The organism is Marinobacter sp. bablab_jr003 (assembly GCF_016464245.1).
Lineage (GTDB): Bacteria > Pseudomonadota > Gammaproteobacteria > Pseudomonadales > Oleiphilaceae > Marinobacter > Marinobacter vinifirmus.
The window spans coordinates 79,193-95,816 of record NZ_JADARC010000046.1; the positions used below are offsets into that span (position 1 = coordinate 79,193).

Annotated in this window: 10 protein-coding genes; 8 read left to right on the top strand and 2 right to left on the bottom strand. The window is 58.4% G+C overall.

The genetic code is table 11. The annotated features are described in order from the left end of the window. Positions 1 to 7 precede the first annotated feature (7 nt). From pilQ to H3Z84_RS05615, 7 genes are all read left to right on the top strand, one after another. Positions 8 to 2,125, top strand: a complete 2,118-nt coding sequence (pilQ, locus tag H3Z84_RS05585) for a type IV pilus secretin PilQ (protein ID WP_199456781.1) — start codon at positions 8 to 10, stop codon at positions 2,123 to 2,125. Between the two features lie 138 nt (positions 2,126 to 2,263). After that, positions 2,264 to 2,848: a shikimate kinase AroK gene (aroK, locus tag H3Z84_RS05590; RefSeq protein ID WP_199456782.1), complete on the top strand. Its 585-nt coding sequence runs from the start codon at positions 2,264 to 2,266 to the stop codon at positions 2,846 to 2,848. Further along, positions 2,823 to 3,911 (top strand): 3-dehydroquinate synthase, encoded by a 1,089-nt coding sequence (gene aroB / locus H3Z84_RS05595; protein ID WP_199456783.1) that lies wholly within the window; start codon positions 2,823 to 2,825, stop codon positions 3,909 to 3,911. The genes aroK and aroB overlap by 26 nt, the downstream gene beginning before the upstream one ends. A gap of 255 nt (positions 3,912 to 4,166) precedes the next feature. Then, entirely contained in the window at positions 4,167 to 8,615 is a 4,449-nt protein-coding gene (gene gltB, locus H3Z84_RS05600) for a glutamate synthase large subunit (RefSeq protein WP_199456784.1), read from the top strand. A gap of 78 nt (positions 8,616 to 8,693) precedes the next feature. Further along, positions 8,694 to 10,112 carry an FAD-dependent oxidoreductase gene (locus tag H3Z84_RS05605; protein WP_094625704.1) on the top strand — a complete coding sequence of 473 codons (1,419 nt, stop codon included), beginning with the start codon at positions 8,694 to 8,696 and terminating at the stop codon, positions 10,110 to 10,112. Positions 10,113 to 10,237: 125 nt separating this feature from the next. Then, complete coding sequence (gene hemE, locus H3Z84_RS05610; RefSeq protein ID WP_022987735.1) at positions 10,238 to 11,302, top strand: uroporphyrinogen decarboxylase; 1,065 nt, start codon at positions 10,238 to 10,240, stop codon at positions 11,300 to 11,302. A 323-nt stretch (positions 11,303 to 11,625) separates the two neighbouring features. Then, positions 11,626 to 11,994: a PilZ domain-containing protein gene (locus tag H3Z84_RS05615; RefSeq protein ID WP_228285721.1), complete on the top strand. Its 369-nt coding sequence runs from the start codon at positions 11,626 to 11,628 to the stop codon at positions 11,992 to 11,994. 201 nt (positions 11,995 to 12,195) lie between these two features. On the opposite strand, the gene radA is transcribed toward H3Z84_RS05615, so the two are convergent. Both radA and ettA read right to left on the bottom strand, forming a co-directional pair. Continuing rightward, positions 12,196 to 13,572, bottom strand: a complete 1,377-nt coding sequence (gene radA / locus H3Z84_RS05620) for a DNA repair protein RadA (RefSeq protein WP_022987737.1) — start codon at positions 13,570 to 13,572, stop codon at positions 12,196 to 12,198. Continuing rightward, positions 13,572 to 15,260 carry an energy-dependent translational throttle protein EttA gene (ettA, locus tag H3Z84_RS05625; protein WP_266096176.1) on the bottom strand — a complete coding sequence of 563 codons (1,689 nt, stop codon included), beginning with the start codon at positions 15,258 to 15,260 and terminating at the stop codon, positions 13,572 to 13,574. The genes radA and ettA overlap by 1 nt, the downstream gene beginning before the upstream one ends. 131 nt (positions 15,261 to 15,391) lie before the next feature. Between ettA and H3Z84_RS05630 the strand changes: the two genes are divergently transcribed. Next, complete coding sequence (locus tag H3Z84_RS05630) at positions 15,392 to 16,624, top strand: tyrosine-type recombinase/integrase (RefSeq protein ID WP_199456786.1); 1,233 nt, start codon at positions 15,392 to 15,394, stop codon at positions 16,622 to 16,624.

A 16,624-nucleotide genomic window follows, 5' to 3' on the forward strand; every position in this document is an offset into this window, starting at 1 on the left:
CAAAAACATGATTGAAAGAAATATGCATGAACAAAAAGTTGTGGGATCGAGGCTAGCGATGTTCAAAAAACTCAATGTCTGTGTCGGCGTGATTGCCATCGGGTTATGGAGTAGCCTGGCCGGAGCGGTCACGCTGGAAGACGTATCGTTTACGTCGCTGCCGGGGGAAGGCCTCGAAGTGACCATGAAGTTCGATGGTGCCCCGCCCGAACCTAAGGGTTATACCATCGAGCGTCCTGCACGGATCGCCGTAGACCTGTCGGATACCACCAGCGGCCTCAATCAGCGCAGCATTCCGCTGGGTAGCGGAAATGCCCAGAGCCTGACGGTCGTGGAAACCAAGGACCGCACCCGGTTGATCTTCAATCTGGTGGAGCTGGTGCCTCATGAAACGGTTCGCAACAATAACTCGCTGGTAATGACCATTGGTGGAGGCGGTTCAGCGCCTGTGGCGAGCTCCCGCCCGGCACAGCCCCAGTCAGCGCCAGTTGCCTCAACCTCATCTTCCAATGCGCTGGCGGATGTGGATTTCCGCCGGGGCAAAGACGGTGAAGGTCGGGTGATTGTGGATCTCGGCAGCACCAAGGCCGCTGTAAACCTCACTGAGCTTGGTGGCCGTATCCGGCTGACCATGCCGGACCTGGAGGTGCCGGCCAACCTGCGCCGTCGCCTGGATGTTTCGGACTTCGCCACTCCGGTAACCCGTATCGATACATTTGTTGAAGATGGCAATGCGGTGATCGAAATCCGTCCGGAAGGCGAGTACGACTACATTGCCTACCAGTCTGGCCGGGAGTTTACGGTCAGTGTTGAAGAGCTGTCCCAGGAAGAAGCGGAAATCCGCCGTGAAGAGAAGTTCCCGTACACCGGTGAGAAACTGTCCCTGAACTTCCAGGATATTGAAGTGCGCTCTGTACTTCAGCTGATTGCCGATTTCACCGGCCTGAACCTGGTGGCCAGTGACACTGTGGGTGGCAGCATTACCCTGCGCTTGCAGAATGTACCCTGGGATCAGGCGCTGGATCTGATTCTTAAAACCAAGGGTCTGGACAAGCGCCAGATTGGCAACGTGCTGCTGGTAGCCCCAGCGGATGAAATTGCCGCCCGTGAAAAGCTTGAGCTGGAAACCTCCAAGCAGATCGCTGAGCTGGCGCCGGTTCGTCTGGATATCATTCAGGTGAACTACGCCAAGGCCGCGGATGTGGTAGCCCTGATTCAGGCAGACGAAGAGCTGATTTCCTCCCGTGGTTTCGTATCGTCAGATGCCCGTACCAACACCATCAGTGTGCGTGAAACAGCGGACAAGCTGGAAGAGATTCGTCGCCTGGTAACTACCTGGGACGTACCTGTACGCCAGGTTTCTATCGAGGCACGCATTGTCCGGGCACAAACCAATGTGGCCGAAGACATCGGTGTTCGCTGGGGTGGTGCTGCTTACAATGTCGATGGCGATGACGTTGTGACCATTGGTGGCTCGCTGGGCACCCTGCAGGAAGCTCGCGACGCAGCTGGCGGTGGCAGCAATACCATTTCCTTCCCGGGTGCCTTGGGTGTTGATCTAGGGGTGTCTGGCGAGGGCGCATCCTCCTTCGCAATCGGCTGGGGCAGTGATGACTTCCTGGTAGATCTGGAGCTTTCTGCCCTCGAAAGCGACGGCCGTGCAGAAGTGGTCTCCCAGCCGCGGGTTGTGACTGCGGACCGCCAGACGGCATCTATCAAGTCCGGTGAAGAGATTCCGTACCAGAAAGCTGCGTCCAGTGGTGCCACTTCCGTTTCTTTTAAGGAGGCTGTGCTATCGTTGGAAGTGACCCCGCAAATTACCCCGGATGATAAGATCATTATGGATCTGGTAGTCAACCAGGATTCCCGGGGCGAGGTCACGGCCGGTATTCCGTCGATCAACACCAATGAAGTTATGACTCAAGTGCTGGTGGCGAACGGCGAGACAGTGGTTCTGGGTGGTATCTTCCAGTCCGAGGTGGCCACGCAAACCACCAAGACTCCGTTCCTGGGTGATATTCCCTACCTTGGCCGCCTGTTCAAGCGTACTGAGCACATCAATGAGCGCAGTGAGCTGCTGATCTTCATCACCCCGAAGATCATCAAGAACGACCTGATCGACTGATCCGGCCAGTAAACCGAAAAGCCGCCGCTAACCCCGGCGGCTTTTTCGTATCTGGAGTAGTGCTTCTGGTGCCGGTGACTTATGGAAAGGTGCGCCCTGTGCTATTCTCACCCGCTTGAAATCTGTTGAGCGGAAATTATGTCTTTGCCCAAACGCGTAGTACTGGTCGGGCCCATGGGGGCCGGAAAAAGTACCATCGGCCGGATGCTAGCCAAGGAACTCGGGTACCGTTTTCTCGATTCTGACCGCATTATTGAAGAACGCTGCGGCGCCAATATTCCCTGGATCTTCGATGTGGAAGGGGAGGACGGCTTTCGTCAGCGGGAGACTGCCATGCTGGATGAGCTTACCGGCGAACAGGGTACCGTTCTGGCCACCGGTGGTGGCGCTGTAATGCGCCCGGAAAACCATCCGTTACTGAAGAAAAACTCTGTGGTGGTGTACCTGAAAACCTCCATCGAGCAACAGGTGGAGCGCACCCGCAAAGACCGTAACCGCCCGTTGCTGCAGAATGATGATCCGGAGGCCGTCCTGCGCAGGCTGTTCGACATCCGTGATCCGCTGTATACCAGGCTGGCGGATATCGTGATGTACACAGACCGGAAAAGCCCCCGGCTGGTGGTTCGGCAGCTGGTTAACCGTATCAACCCCAGAACCCCCCGGCACAAACGGCAAAGACGCAAAGAAGGTCGTGACTATGCACAAGGTACTTCGAGAACTTGACGTTGACCTCGGGGAGCGCAGCTACCCGATTATTATCGGTCAGGGTTTGCTTGGCTCCTTTGACCTGACCCCCTGGGTGGCCGGCAATCAGGTGATGATCGTTACCAACGAAACGGTCGCGCCCCTGTACCTCGAAAAAGCCCGTGCCTGCTTCCCCGGTAAAACCGTGGATGTGGTTACCCTGCCGGATGGTGAAAAATACAAAGACTGGCAAACCCTGAACTTGATCTTCGACGGCTTGCTGGAGAACCGGCACACCCGAAAAACCACCATCGCGGCCCTTGGTGGCGGTGTAGTGGGGGACATGGCCGGGTTTGCGGCGGCCTGCTATCAGCGGGGCGTGCCCTTTATCCAGATTCCCACAACCTTGTTGTCCCAGGTGGATTCCTCCGTAGGCGGAAAAACCGGCATCAACCATCCCTTGGGGAAAAATATGGTGGGTGCATTCCATCAGCCGCAGGCTGTGTTGATTGATACCGATTCCCTGGCCACCCTGCCACCCCGGGAAGTCTCTGCGGGGCTGGCGGAAGTCATCAAGTATGGTTTGATCCGAGAAGAATCTTTCCTGGGTTGGCTGGAGCAGCACATTGATGAGCTGGTCCGGCTGGAGCCGGCTGCCCTGGGTGAAGCTATCTACCGTTCTTGTCTGTGCAAGGCCGAGGTAGTGGCGCTGGATGAAAAAGAAGGCGGCCTGCGGGCGATTCTCAACCTGGGGCATACCTTTGGCCATGCCATCGAGACCTTTGCGGGTTACGGCAACTGGCTGCATGGCGAAGCAGTGGGTACCGGCATGCTGATGGCGGCTGATCTTTCGGTTCGTGAAGGTAATATCACGCCTGCGGACCGTGACCGTGCAGCGGAACTGATCCGCCGTGCCCGGTTGCCGGAGCTGGCTCCGGAAGGCATGACCGAAGACGATTTCATGAGCCTGATGGCGGTGGACAAAAAGAATGTCGACGGCAAGCTCCGCCTGGTGCTGATGAAAGCACTTGGTGATGCCTATGTAACCGACGAAGCGGCCGCCGGCAATATCCAGGCGACACTGAACGCCTTTATCCGCTGACCTGTTTTCTGCATACCCGGCTGCAGGGGCCGATTATGGTGCCCTGCGGCCTTTCTGCCCTCTTTTAGACCCCCGGTTTTGCACCATCCCGGTGCAAAATTGCAAAAAGTAGCCTCTCCCGTATAAAAAGGTGTTGCGTAGGTACAAATACGTGCGTAGACTCCCTTCCCCCTTTTTTTTGGTGTCAGTTCATTTTGTGCACTAAGGCAGTGCATAAGGGGCTGGCGGGAAGCCTTTTTACACGAGAGAACGCTTATGACAACAGGCTTGTATCATCCCGATGAATTCAGGGACAACTGCGGTTTTGGCCTGATTGCCCACATGAAGGGCGAGGCCAGCCATAAGCTGTTGCAAACTGCTATCGAATCCCTCACCTGTATGACCCACCGCGGAGGCATCGCAGCAGATGGTAAAACCGGCGATGGTTGTGGGCTCCTTTTGCAGAGCCCCAAGGCCTTCCTCAATAAAGCTGCGGAAGCGGCGTTCGGAAAAAAACCTGGCGACTTGTTTGCAGTTGGCCAGGTTTTTTTAGCTCCGGAGGAATACAGGGCTGCAGCCGGAAGGGCTGCGGTTGAGCAAAGACTGACCGAGCAGGGCCTGGAAATCATGGGCTGGCGGGAAGTGCCGGTGGATGACAGTTGCCTGGGCCCCATGGCCCGGGATTGTATGCCCCGCATCGAGCAGGTGTTCGTGCTGCCGGCCGGAAAGTCTGAGCAAGACTTTGCCATCAGCATGTTTGTTGGCCGCCGCCATGCCGAGCGGGATATGGCGGATGACTCCGAGTTCTACATCTGCAGCCTGTCTCACCGTACCCTGGCCTACAAAGGCCTGATGATGCCGGCAGACCTGGCGAACTTCTACAAGGATCTGGGCGACCCGGACCTGCAAACCGCGATTTGCGTGTTCCACCAGCGGTTCTCCACTAACACCATGCCGCGCTGGCCGCTGGCCCAGCCGTTCCGCTTCCTTGCCCACAATGGTGAAATCAACACCATCGACGGCAACCGTAACTGGGCCATCGCCCGTGCTGCCAAGTTCAGCTCTCCGGCCCTGCCGGACCTGCAAACCCTGCAGCCGCTGGTGAACCTGACCGGTTCTGACTCCTCCAGCATGGACAACATGCTGGAAATCCTGCTGGCCGGTGGCGTGGACCTGTTCCGTGCTGTGCGGATGATGATTCCGCCGGCATGGCAGAACGTGGAGACCATGGACCCGGACCTGCGCGCTTTCTACGAATACAACTCCATGCACATGGAGCCCTGGGATGGCCCGGCCGGTCTGGTGATGTCCGACGGCCGCTACGCCCTGTGTATGCTCGACCGTAACGGCCTGCGCCCTGCGCGCTGGGTGGTTACCAAGGATGACTTTATTACACTGGCATCTGAAGTCGGCACCTACAGCTATACTCCGGACGACGTGGTTGCCAAGGGCCGGGTAGGGCCGGGCCAGATGCTCGCCATCGACACCGAAACCGGCGAAGTACTGCACACACCTGATATCGATGAGCGGCTGAAAAACGCCAAGCCTTACAAGCGCTGGCTGCGGGGCAACTCCCTGCGAATCGAAACCACCCTGGACCAGGCCACACCCGAGTTCCGGCTGATGGAATCGGACGATCTTCTGGTGCACCAGAAGATGTTCAACGTCTCGTTCGAAGAGCGGGACCAGGTGCTGCGGCCCCTGGGAGAGGGTGCCCAGGAAGCGGTTGGCTCCATGGGTGACGATACACCCATGGCGGTGCTGTCCAGCAAGGTTCGCCATGTGGCCGACTACTTCCGGCAGAAGTTTGCCCAGGTAACCAACCCGCCCATCGACCCGCTCCGCGAGACCATTGTGATGTCTCTGGAGACGTGTCTGGGTGCGGAAAAGAACGTTTTCCAGGAAACACCGGATCACGCCAACCGGATCATCCTGACCACGCCGGTGCTGTCCCCGGCCAAGTTCCTGAAGATCAGCAACAACGATCGCCCGGGCTTCGAGGTTGAGCACATTGCCCTGAGCTACCGCCCGGAAGAGGGGCTGGAGCAGGCGGTTCGCCGCATCTGTGAGCAGGCGGCCAATGCCGCGCGCAGTGCCAAGGTACTGCTGATTCTGAGCGATAAGGGGCTGGCCGAGGGCGAACTGCCGATCAACTCCCTGATGGCCACCGGCGCTGTGCACCATCACCTGGTGCGCAACGGCCTGCGTTGCGATTCCAACATCATCGTGGAAACCGGCTGGGCCCGGGACCCGCACCACTTTGCGGTGTTGTTCGGCTTTGGTGCCACCGCGGTGTATCCGTACCTGGCCTACCAGGTGCTGAACGACCTGATCCGCACCGGCGAAATGCTGATGGACCCGGTCCAGGCCAAGAACAACTACCGCAAGGGCATCAACAAGGGCCTGCTGAAGATCCTGTCCAAGATGGGGATCTCCACCATTACCTCCTATCGGGGTGCCCAACTGTTCGAGGCCATTGGTTTGGCCGACAGTGTGGTGGACCTTTGCTTCAAAGGCGTACCCAGCCGTATTCAGGGTGCGGACTTCTATGACTTCCAGCAGGACCAGGAACAGCTGGCCGCTGTGGCCTGGAAGCCCCGCAAACCGCTGTCTCCCGGTGGTTTGCTGAAGTATGTGCACGGCCAGGAATACCATGCCTTCAACCCGGATGTGGTGGCGAAGCTGCAGGATGCCGTTATCAGCGGTGACTATGGTCACTACAAGGAATACGCAGGCCTGGTGAATGAGCGCCCGGTGGCGACCTTGCGGGATTTGCTAACCTTCAAGAAAGACATCAAGGGCATTGATCTCAGCGAAGTGGAGCCGGTGGAAAGCATTTTCCCCAGGTTCGATTCCGCCGCCATGTCGCTCGGTGCCTTGTCACCGGAAGCCCACGAAGCCCTGGCCGTGGCCATGAATACCCTGGGTGGCCGCTCCAACTCCGGTGAGGGCGGGGAAGACCCGGCCCGCTATGGCACTAACAAGCGCTCCAAGATCAAGCAGGTGGCCTCCGGTCGTTTCGGCGTAACGGCTGAATACCTGCGCAGTGCCGATGTTATGCAAATCAAGGTTGCCCAGGGTGCCAAGCCCGGTGAGGGTGGCCAGCTGCCCGGTGGCAAGGTGAATGACCTGATCGCCCGGCTGCGTTACTCGGTGCCCGGCGTGACCCTGATTTCGCCGCCGCCGCACCATGATATCTACTCCATCGAAGACCTGGCTCAGCTGATCTTCGACCTGAAGCAGGTAAACCCGCAAGCGCTGGTGTCGGTGAAGCTGGTATCCGAGCCCGGCGTCGGCACTATCGCCGCCGGCGTGGCCAAGGCCTACGCCGACCTGATCACCGTTTCCGGCTACGACGGCGGTACTGCGGCCAGCCCGCTGACCTCCATCCGTTACGCCGGCTCCCCGTGGGAGCTGGGCCTGACCGAAACCCAGCAGGCCCTGCGTGCCAACGACCTGCGCGGCAAGATTCGCCTGCAGACCGATGGCGGTATCAAGACCGGCCTGGATGTGGTGAAAGCCGCCATTCTGGGGGCTGAAAGCTTCGGTTTTGGTACCACGCCCATGGTGGCCCTGGGCTGTAAATACCTGCGGATCTGCCACCTGAACAACTGCGCTACTGGTGTGGCCACCCAGAACGACTACCTGCGGGAAGAGCACTTCAAAGGTACCGTGGAAATGGCCATGAACTTCTTCCGCTTTGTGGCGGAAGAAACCCGGGAGTGGCTGGCCAGGCTGGGCGTGCGCAGCCTGGAAGAGCTGGTAGGCCGCGTAGATCTGCTGGAACGCCTGCCGGGCGACACTGAGCGCCAGAAGAAACTGGACCTCAGCCGCCTGCTGCAGAACGATCATATTCCGGCCGACAAGCCGCAGGTGTGCCAGGTTGAGCGCAACCAGCCCTTCGATGAGGGCAAACTGGCAGAACAGATGGTGAAAGACACTGCGGCAGCCATTGCCGAGAAATCCGGCGGCGCCTGGAGCTACAAAGTCACCAACTGCGACCGTTCCATCGGCGCCCGCCTGTCTGGCGAAATCGCTGCCCGGCACGGCAACCAGGGCATGGCCGATGCCGCCATCACGCTGGATCTTACCGGCACGGCTGGCCAGAGTTTTGGTGTCTGGAACGTAGGTGGCCTGAACATGGTGCTGGAAGGCGACGCCAACGACTACGTGGGCAAGGGCATGACCGGTGGCAAGCTGGTGGTCAAGCCGCCCCGTGGCAGCGACTTCAACACCCAGGAAACCTCCATCATCGGTAACACCTGTCTGTACGGTGCCACCGGAGGCAAGCTGTTTGCCGCCGGTACCGCAGGCGAACGTTTTGCCGTGCGTAACTCCGGTGCCCACGCAGTGGTGGAAGGCGCAGGCGATCACTGCTGTGAGTACATGACCGGCGGCCTGGTGACTGTACTGGGCTCCACCGGCTACAACTTTGGTGCCGGTATGACCGGCGGCTTTGCCTACGTACTGGACCTGGATAACACCTTCGTGGACAAGTACAACCACGAGCTGGTGGATATCCAGCGGATCTCCCGGGAAGACATGGAAGCCTACCGGAACCACCTGCGAGGTGTGATCCGGGAGCATATTTCAGAAACCGGAAGTGCCTGGGCCGAGCACCTTCTGGAGGATTTCGACGATTACATCGGCCGGTTCTGGCTGGTCAAGCCCAAGGCCGCGAACCTGCGCAGCCTGCTGGCCAATACCCGTGCCCGCCCGGAATAACCCCGGGTTCAGAAAGGTTGATGGGCTGTTGCCGGCAGGCGCAGCCCCCGTCGAAATCGAGATGAAGAGAGCAGCAACATGAAAGAACGTCTCCATAATGACTTTCAGTTTGTGGAAGTAGGGCGGGTAGACCCCAAGAAGGTGCCCGCCAAGAAGCGCAAGAAAGAGTTCGGGGAAATCTACCACCCGTTCAGCGAAACCCATGCGGCATCACAGGCGCATCGCTGCCTGGAATGCGGTAACCCGTATTGCGAGTGGAAGTGCCCGGTACACAACTACATTCCGAACTGGCTGAAGCTGGTGTCGGAAGGCAACATCATGAAAGCCGTAGAACTGTGCCACCAGACCAACTCCCTGCCGGAAGTCTGCGGCCGGGTGTGCCCGCAGGACCGCCTGTGTGAAGGTGCCTGTACCCTGAACGACGGCTACGGCGCGGTCACCATCGGTTCCGTTGAAAAGTACATCACCGACACCGCCTTCGCCCTGGGCTGGAAGCCGGATATGTCCAATGTGAAGTGGACGGATAAGAAAGTGGCGGTAATTGGCGCTGGCCCGGCGGGCCTTGGCTGTGCCGACATCCTGGTGCGCAATGGCGTGAAACCGGTGGTGTTTGATCGGTATCCGGAAATCGGTGGCCTGCTGACCTTCGGCATCCCCGAGTTCAAGCTGGAAAAATCCGTGATGGCCCGGCGCCGGCAGGTGTTCGAGGAAATGGGCATGGAATTCCGCCTCAATACCGAGGTGGGCAAGGATGTTCAGCTGAAGGCGATCATCGACGAGTTCGATGCCGTGTTCATGGGCATGGGCACCTACACCTACATGAAGGGCGGCTTCCCGGGCGAAGACCTGCCGGGTGTGTATGATGCCCTGCCGTTCCTGGTGTCTAACGTCAACCGCCGCCTGGGCTTCGAGCAAAAACCCTCCGAGTTCATCGACATGAAAGACAAGAATGTCGTGGTGCTCGGCGGTGGCGATACCGCCATGGACTGTAACCGCACCTCCATTCGCCAGCAGGCGGAAAGCGTGACCTGCGCCTACCGCCGGGACGAAGAAAACATGCCGGGTTCGCGCCGTGAAGTGGCCAACGCCAAGGAAGAAGGCGTGAAGTTCCTGTTCAACCGCCAGCCCGTTGAAATCGTGGGTAACGGCAAGGTGGAAGGCGTGAAAGTGGTCACCACCGAGCTGGGCGCCCCGGATGAAAACGGCCGCCGCCGCCCGGAAGTGGTGCCCGGAAGCGAGGAAATCATCCCGGCAGACGCGGTGCTGGTGGCCTTCGGCTTCCGCCCGAGCCCGGCGCCCTGGTTTGACGAGTTCGGCGTAAACACCGACGACTCCGGCCGGGTAACCGCGCCGGAGCAGGCGGAATTCCCGTTCCAGACCAGCAACCCGAAAATCTTCGCCGGTGGCGATATGGTGCGCGGTTCTGACCTGGTGGTGACCGCCATCTGGGAAGGCCGTCAGGCAGCAGAAGGCATCCTGGATTACCTGGATGTCTGATTAACGGCTTGACCGGTGTCAGAAGGGCGGCTTTCTAGTGGAAAGCCGCCCTTTTTTATTGGCGCAAACGGGGTATCATTGCTTCCCATTGTCTCTGACCATTTACCGACGAGAAGACTGGAATTATGACTGAGCTGAAGAACGATCGCTTCCTGCGCGCCCTTATGCGCCAGCCCGTAGACCGCACCCCGGTGTGGATGATGCGCCAGGCCGGCCGTTACCTGCCGGAATACCGCGCAACCCGGGCCAAGGCCGGCGACTTCCTCAGCCTGTGCAAGAACACCCCGCTGGCCTGTGAAGTGACCCTGCAGCCGCTGGAGCGCTACCCGCTGGATGCCGCCATCCTGTTCTCCGACATCCTGACCATTCCGGATGCCCTGGGGCTGGGCCTGTACTTCGAAACCGGAGAAGGCCCGAAATTCCGCAAAGTGATCCGTTCCGAAGCAGACGTAGACGCACTGCCGAAAATGAATGCCGAGTCCGACCTGGACTACGTGATGAACGCGGTCTCCACCATCCGCCGTGAACTGAACGGCCGGGTACCGCTGATCGGGTTCTCCGGCAGCCCCTGGACCCTGGCGACCTATATGATTGAAGGTGGCTCCTCGAAGACCTTCTCGGAAGCCAAGAAGCTGATGTACGGCCAGCCGGAAGTCATGCACCGCTTGCTGGACCACCTGGCGGATGCCGTTATCGATTACCTGAACGGCCAGATCAAGGCCGGCGCCCAGGCGGTGCAGATTTTCGATACCTGGGGCGGCGTGCTGAGCAGCTGGGCCTACGAAGAATTCTCCCTGCGTTACATGAGGAAAATCGTCGCCGGCCTGATCCGCGAAAGCGAAGGTCGTCGCGTGCCGGTGATTCTGTTCACCAAGAACGGCGGCCAGTGGCTGGAGTCCATCGCCGATTCCGGCTGCGATGCCGTTGGCCTGGACTGGACCACCGACATCGGCAACGCCCGCGCCCGCGTGGGTGACAAGGTAGCCCTGCAGGGCAACATGGACCCGGCCATGCTGTATGCGCCAAAAGAGCGCATTCGGCAGGAAGTGGCAGATATCCTGTCCCGCTATGGTTCCGGCTCCGGGCATATCTTCAACCTGGGGCATGGTATTACCCCGGATGTGGATCCGGAGCATGCCGGGGCGTTCATCAATGCCGTTGTCGAATTGAGTGCCGAGTATCACCGGTAAAGCCTTACTTGGGTGATTGCCTTCCCTGGCCTGCTTGGGTTGGGGGAGGCGGTCTGGTGGGGGAGCCTCCAAAAAAACGCTCCTGCGGCACATCCCTGTGGCGCTTGGGCTCCGCCATCCATGGCTCCGCACATTTTTTGGAGGCTCCCCCACCAGACCGCTGTTCCAACTCCGTGAAATAGTCCGAGCGCCGCCGCCCCCTGCTTTTCTTTGGTTTAAATCGTTTTACCTTATTTGACGCAGTCAAAGACTATTGGCGTGTTGTGCTTCTGTTTGTGTCGGGTCTATAGTCAAAACAGAGCCAACCGATCAGGAGTTTTGCCTTGGCACCGTCAAATAAAGAGAAACGTAAATTCAGCCGAATGGAGTTCGGGGCTCCCTGTGAATTGTTCTGTGAAGGCCAGGTCTGGTCGTCCGAGGTGCTGGATATTTCTTTCGGTGGGGTGATGGTCAGGCGCCCGGCGGCTGAGGCATTGCCGTATAACAAGCCGTTTGAGGTGGTGATTCATGTAGACGACCATGAGACTGGCATTGTTATGGCCGTTGAGCTGAGGCATACGGATGATGAACGTCTTGGGTTTCGGTGTGACTATATCGACGCTGAAAGTACTGAGAATCTGGAGCGGTTGGTGGCCAGTAAGCTTGGGGACTTGGCCCTGTTAGAACGGGATTTCGCCAAGCTTATCGGGTAACAGGCTTTGGCTAGGTTTTGTTTGTTCATTGGACGCTAGCACTTGGTCTGGCAGGGCGGTGTGGGAGGGGCTTTCCAAAAATGTGCGGAGCCATGGATGGCGGAGCCCAAGCGCCACATGGATGTGCCGCAAGGAGCGTTTTTTGGAAAGCCCCTCCCACACCGCCCATAGCTCCACGCCAAGCAGGCTAGGGCCGGAAGTTTAGAGTTCCTCCAGAGCCGAAAGGGCATCCGATAGCTTGGTTACCGGGATGACTTTCATGCCCTCCACAGGCTTTCTCGGTGCGTTGCCTTTGGGCACCAGGGCCCGCGTAAAGCCGTGCTTGGCGGCTTCGTAGATGCGCTCCTGTCCGCTTGGCACCGGGCGGATTTCGCCAGATAAGCCGACTTCCCCGAAGATTACCAGATCCTGCGGTAAAGCCCGGTTGCGGAAGGACGACACCACCGCCGCAAGCAGCGCCAGGTCCGCACTCGTTTCGTTGACCTTTACGCCACCCACCACGTTCACGAACACATCCTGATCCGCCACATGCATCCCGCCATGGCGGTGCAGCACCGCCAGCAGCATCGCTAACCGGTTCTGGTCGGTGCCCACTGCCACTCGCCTCGGGTAGCTGCCCTGGGCCATGTCCACCAGTGCCTGGATTTCCACCAGCATTGGCCTTGTGCCTTCCCATACCACCATCACCACACTGCCCGGCGCGGCTTCTTCGCCGCGGTTCAGGAAGATGGCGCTGGGGTTTTTTACTTCCTTCAGGCCCTGTTCCAGCATGGCGAATACGCCCAGCTCATTCACCGCACCGAAGCGGTTCTTGATGCCGCGAAGGGTGCGGTAACGGCTGTCGCTGGAGCCTTCCAGCAGGATCGAGCAGTCGATCATGTGCTCCAGAACCTTCGGCCCGGCCAGGCTGCCGTCTTTGGTGACGTGGCCGACCAGCAGCAGAATCGTGCCGGTCTGCTTGGCAAAACGGGTGAGGAACGCCGCACTCTCGCGTACCTGGGAGACCGAGCCGGGAGCGGATTCGATTTCCGCTACGTGCATCACCTGGATACTGTCGATCACCAGGATGCGGGGTTTTTCCGCTTCGGCTACCTGCAGCAGGCGTTCCACCGAGGTTTCCGAGAGCATTTTCAGGTCTTTGGTGGGCAGGCCCAGCCGCTTGGCGCGCATGGCCACCTGCTGCAGGGATTCCTCACCGGTTACGTACAGGGCAGGGTGCTGGGCGGCGAGCTGACATACTGCCTGCAGCAGCAGGGTGCTTTTACCTGCGCCCGGGTGGCCACCCATGAGTACGGCAGAGCCTTCCACAAGACCGCCGCCCAGTACCCGGTCGAATTCCTGCATGCCGGTGCTGATGCGGGCCTGTTCGGCCAGGCTGACTTCGTCCAGGCTTTTGACGGCCGAGAGGCTGCCTGCGTAGCCCTCGAACCGCGCGCTTCGAGCGCCTTTGCCGGGGCCCGATACGCCGCGCACTTCGCTGATGGTGTTCCATTCGTGGCAGGCCGTGCACTGGCCCTGCCACTTGGAATAGTCCGCACCGCATTCGGTGCAGACGTAGGCGGTTTTTACCTTTGCCATCAGGCCAGCTTCTTGTACTTCATGCGCTTGGGCTGCATGGCAGAATCCCCTTTGCGCTTCTTGAAGTCGGCATCGTAGTCGGTGAAGTTGCCTTCGAAGTAGACCACTTCGCCGTCGTCTTCAAACGCCAGGATGTGGGTGGCCACGCGGTCCAGGAACCAGCGGTCGTGGGAGATTACCAGGGCGGAGCCCGGGAAATTCAGCAACGCTTCTTCCAGGGCGCGCAGGGTTTCCACGTCCAGGTCGTTGGTGGGTTCGTCCAGCAGCAATACGTTGCCGCCCTGTTTCAGCAGCTTGGCCAGGTGCAGGCGGTTGCGCTCACCACCGGACAGGTCGCCCACCCGCTTCTGCTGGTCGGTGCCCTTGAAGTTGAAGCGGCCCACGTAGGCGCGGGATGGCGTCTCGTAGTTGCCTACCTTGATGATGTCCTGGCCGTCCGAGAGTTCTTCCCACACGGTCTTGCTTCCGTCCAGGTCGCGCATCTGGTCCACATAGGCCAGTTCCACGGTTTCGCCCACGGTGATGGTGCCGGAGTCCGGCTTGTCCATGCCCGCGATCATCTTGAACAGGGTGGACTTACCGGCGCCGTTACCGCCGATAATGCCGACAATGGCACCGGCCGGTACGTTGAGTGAGACGTTTTCATACAGCAGACGGTCACCGAAGGCCTTGCTGATGCCGTCTACTTCGATCACCTTGTCGCCCAGGCGAGGTCCGGGCGGGATGTACAGTTCGTTGGTTTCGTTGCGCTTCTGGAATTCCTGGGAGCTCATTTCCTCGAAGCGGGCCATGCGGGCCTTGCTCTTGGACTGGCGGCCCTTGGCGTTGGAGCGAACCCACTCCAGCTCCTGTTTGATGGCCTTCTGGTGAGCGGCTTCCTGCTTGGATTCCATCTCCAGGCGCTTCTCTTTGTTCTCCAACCACTGGCTGTAGTTGCCTTCGAACGGAATGCCCTGGCCACGGTCCAGTTCCAGAATCCAGCCGGCTACGTTGTCCAGGAAGTAACGGTCGTGGGTGATGGCAACCACGGTGCCGTCGTAATCGTGCAGGAAGCGTTCCAGCCAGGCCACGGATTCGGCATCCAGGTGGTTGGTGGGCTCGTCCAGCAGCAGCATGTCCGGGCCGGACAGCAGCAGGCGGCACAGGGCCACGCGGCGGCGCTCACCACCGGACAGTACTTTCACCTTCTGGTCCCAGGCCGGCAGGCGCAGGGCGTCTGCAGCGACTTCCATCTTGCGTTCGATATCGTGGCCGTCGGTGGCCTGGATGATCGCTTCCAGCTCGCCCTGTTTCTTGGCCAGCTCGTCAAAATCGGCATCCGGCTCGGCGTAGGCGGCGTATACCTTGTCCAGTTCAGCCAGGGCGTTGTGAACATGGGCGACAGACTCGTCCACGATTTCCTTGACGGTCTTCTCTTCGTCCAGCTCCGGCTCCTGGGGCAGGTAGCCCACATTGATTCCGGGTTGGGGCCTGGCTTCGCCGATGTAGTCCTGGTCCACGCCCGCCATGATACGCAGCAGGGTGGATTTACCGGCGCCGTTCAGACCGAGCACGCCGATTTTGGCGCCAGGGAAGAAGCTCAGAGAAATGTCTTTCAGAATCTCCCGCTTGGGTGGTACCACCTTGCCCACGCGGTTCATGCTAAATACGTAAGATCCTGTTGCGCCTGTTTTGTTACCTTTTGACAATTTAATTACCTTCTAGATCCGATTAACTGAGGTGCCAGGGGGAAAATTATTGCAATTGGCTACGTAACGTTAATAATGCTGACGAGACAGCAAAGTGCTAGTGCTAAAATTGTAACCTTCTCCGGAGCCTTATGACTTTATCAATAAAAGAAATTAGATTGGGCAATGAGACCAGAGTTAAGCTATTGCTTCAAGACTCTGTGCCTGTCTACTGGCCTTGCCTGTTTGTCCTAAAAAAGATGCGGGTTCGGTCGCCTAATACTCAACAGCGTTGTCTCAGTGATCTGCTCGTCTTTTTTGCTTGGCTAAAAGCAGAAGGGATCGACTTAGAGGAGCGTTTGAAACAGCGTCCGAAATCTCAATACTTGAGCGAAGCCGAGTTGGCTAGGTTCTCCAGTCGGGCGCATTGGGCGAAAAAAACATTGGACAGGCTGTTTAGTGGCGTCAGTCTTCATTCTGCGTCATATAAGCAAATTGGTGCTTCGCAGGCTGAATCGCGCCTGATATCAGCCAAAAAATACTTAGCGTTCATCTATGGTGCTTTGGGGTCTCCGGCTGATAGCTTTGCTGCAATTATCTGGATGGAAGAGCGTATTGATCTCAGTATTACAGAGTCCAGACCTGCTTGGAAGCGAAGGCCGAGAGAGTCTAAGGGGTTAACGCCTGAGCAGGAGGACGTGCTTTTGGAAAAGCTTCACCCTGACTCAAGTGAGAACCCATGGCCGAAGTCTCCGGCTCTAAGAGTGCGCAACTACCTGGTTATTCTTCTACTCCTAAGCCTAGGCGTCAGGCGAAGTGAGATGCTGGGCATTAAGTTGTCTGATATTGACTATCGTCATAATCGTATTCAAATCGTTCGCCGTCCCAATGACCCCGATGACCCGCGTTTGTCAGAGCCGCTTGTTAAGACAGATGAGCGTATTCTCCCGGCTAGCGAGCAATTGATGGCGATAATCAATGAGTACATCGAGAAACACCGCAGTTCAAAACGAGCCAAAACCCACCCTTATCTGTTTCTGGCGCATGGCAAGGCGAAGGGTGCCCCGCTATCGATTAAGTCTGTTGACGCCATATTCAATGCAGCTAAGCAAGCATTTCCAGTTCTAAAGGATGTCACACCACATACACTTCGGCATCATGATGTATACCGAACCATTAAGACAATTTATGAGCGAACCGAGGGTTTGCCCGTTGAGGATAGGATTCAACAAGAGCGTCGGGTACTCACTTACAAATACGGTTGGTCAGACACTTCGGAAATGCCCAGTTTTTACGGGCAAAAATTCTATCAAGAAGATGCCGACAAAGCGATGGAAGCACGTAATAGAGGGCTTCTGGAGAACAGGCGACACAAGGTGGAGTAA

Coding starts and splice junctions, on each gene's coding strand:
- aroB (WP_199456783.1), top strand. CDS start 2,823: ATGCACAAGGTACTTCGAGAACTTGACGTTGACCTCGGGGAGCGCAGC.
- pilQ (WP_199456781.1), top strand. CDS start 8: ATGATTGAAAGAAATATGCATGAACAAAAAGTTGTGGGATCGAGGCTA.
- hemE (WP_022987735.1), top strand. CDS start 10,238: ATGACTGAGCTGAAGAACGATCGCTTCCTGCGCGCCCTTATGCGCCAG.
- radA (WP_022987737.1), bottom strand. CDS start 13,572: ATGGCAAAGGTAAAAACCGCCTACGTCTGCACCGAATGCGGTGCGGAC.
- H3Z84_RS05605 (WP_094625704.1), top strand. CDS start 8,694: ATGAAAGAACGTCTCCATAATGACTTTCAGTTTGTGGAAGTAGGGCGG.
- gltB (WP_199456784.1), top strand. CDS start 4,167: ATGACAACAGGCTTGTATCATCCCGATGAATTCAGGGACAACTGCGGT.
- H3Z84_RS05630 (WP_199456786.1), top strand. CDS start 15,392: ATGACTTTATCAATAAAAGAAATTAGATTGGGCAATGAGACCAGAGTT.
- aroK (WP_199456782.1), top strand. CDS start 2,264: ATGTCTTTGCCCAAACGCGTAGTACTGGTCGGGCCCATGGGGGCCGGA.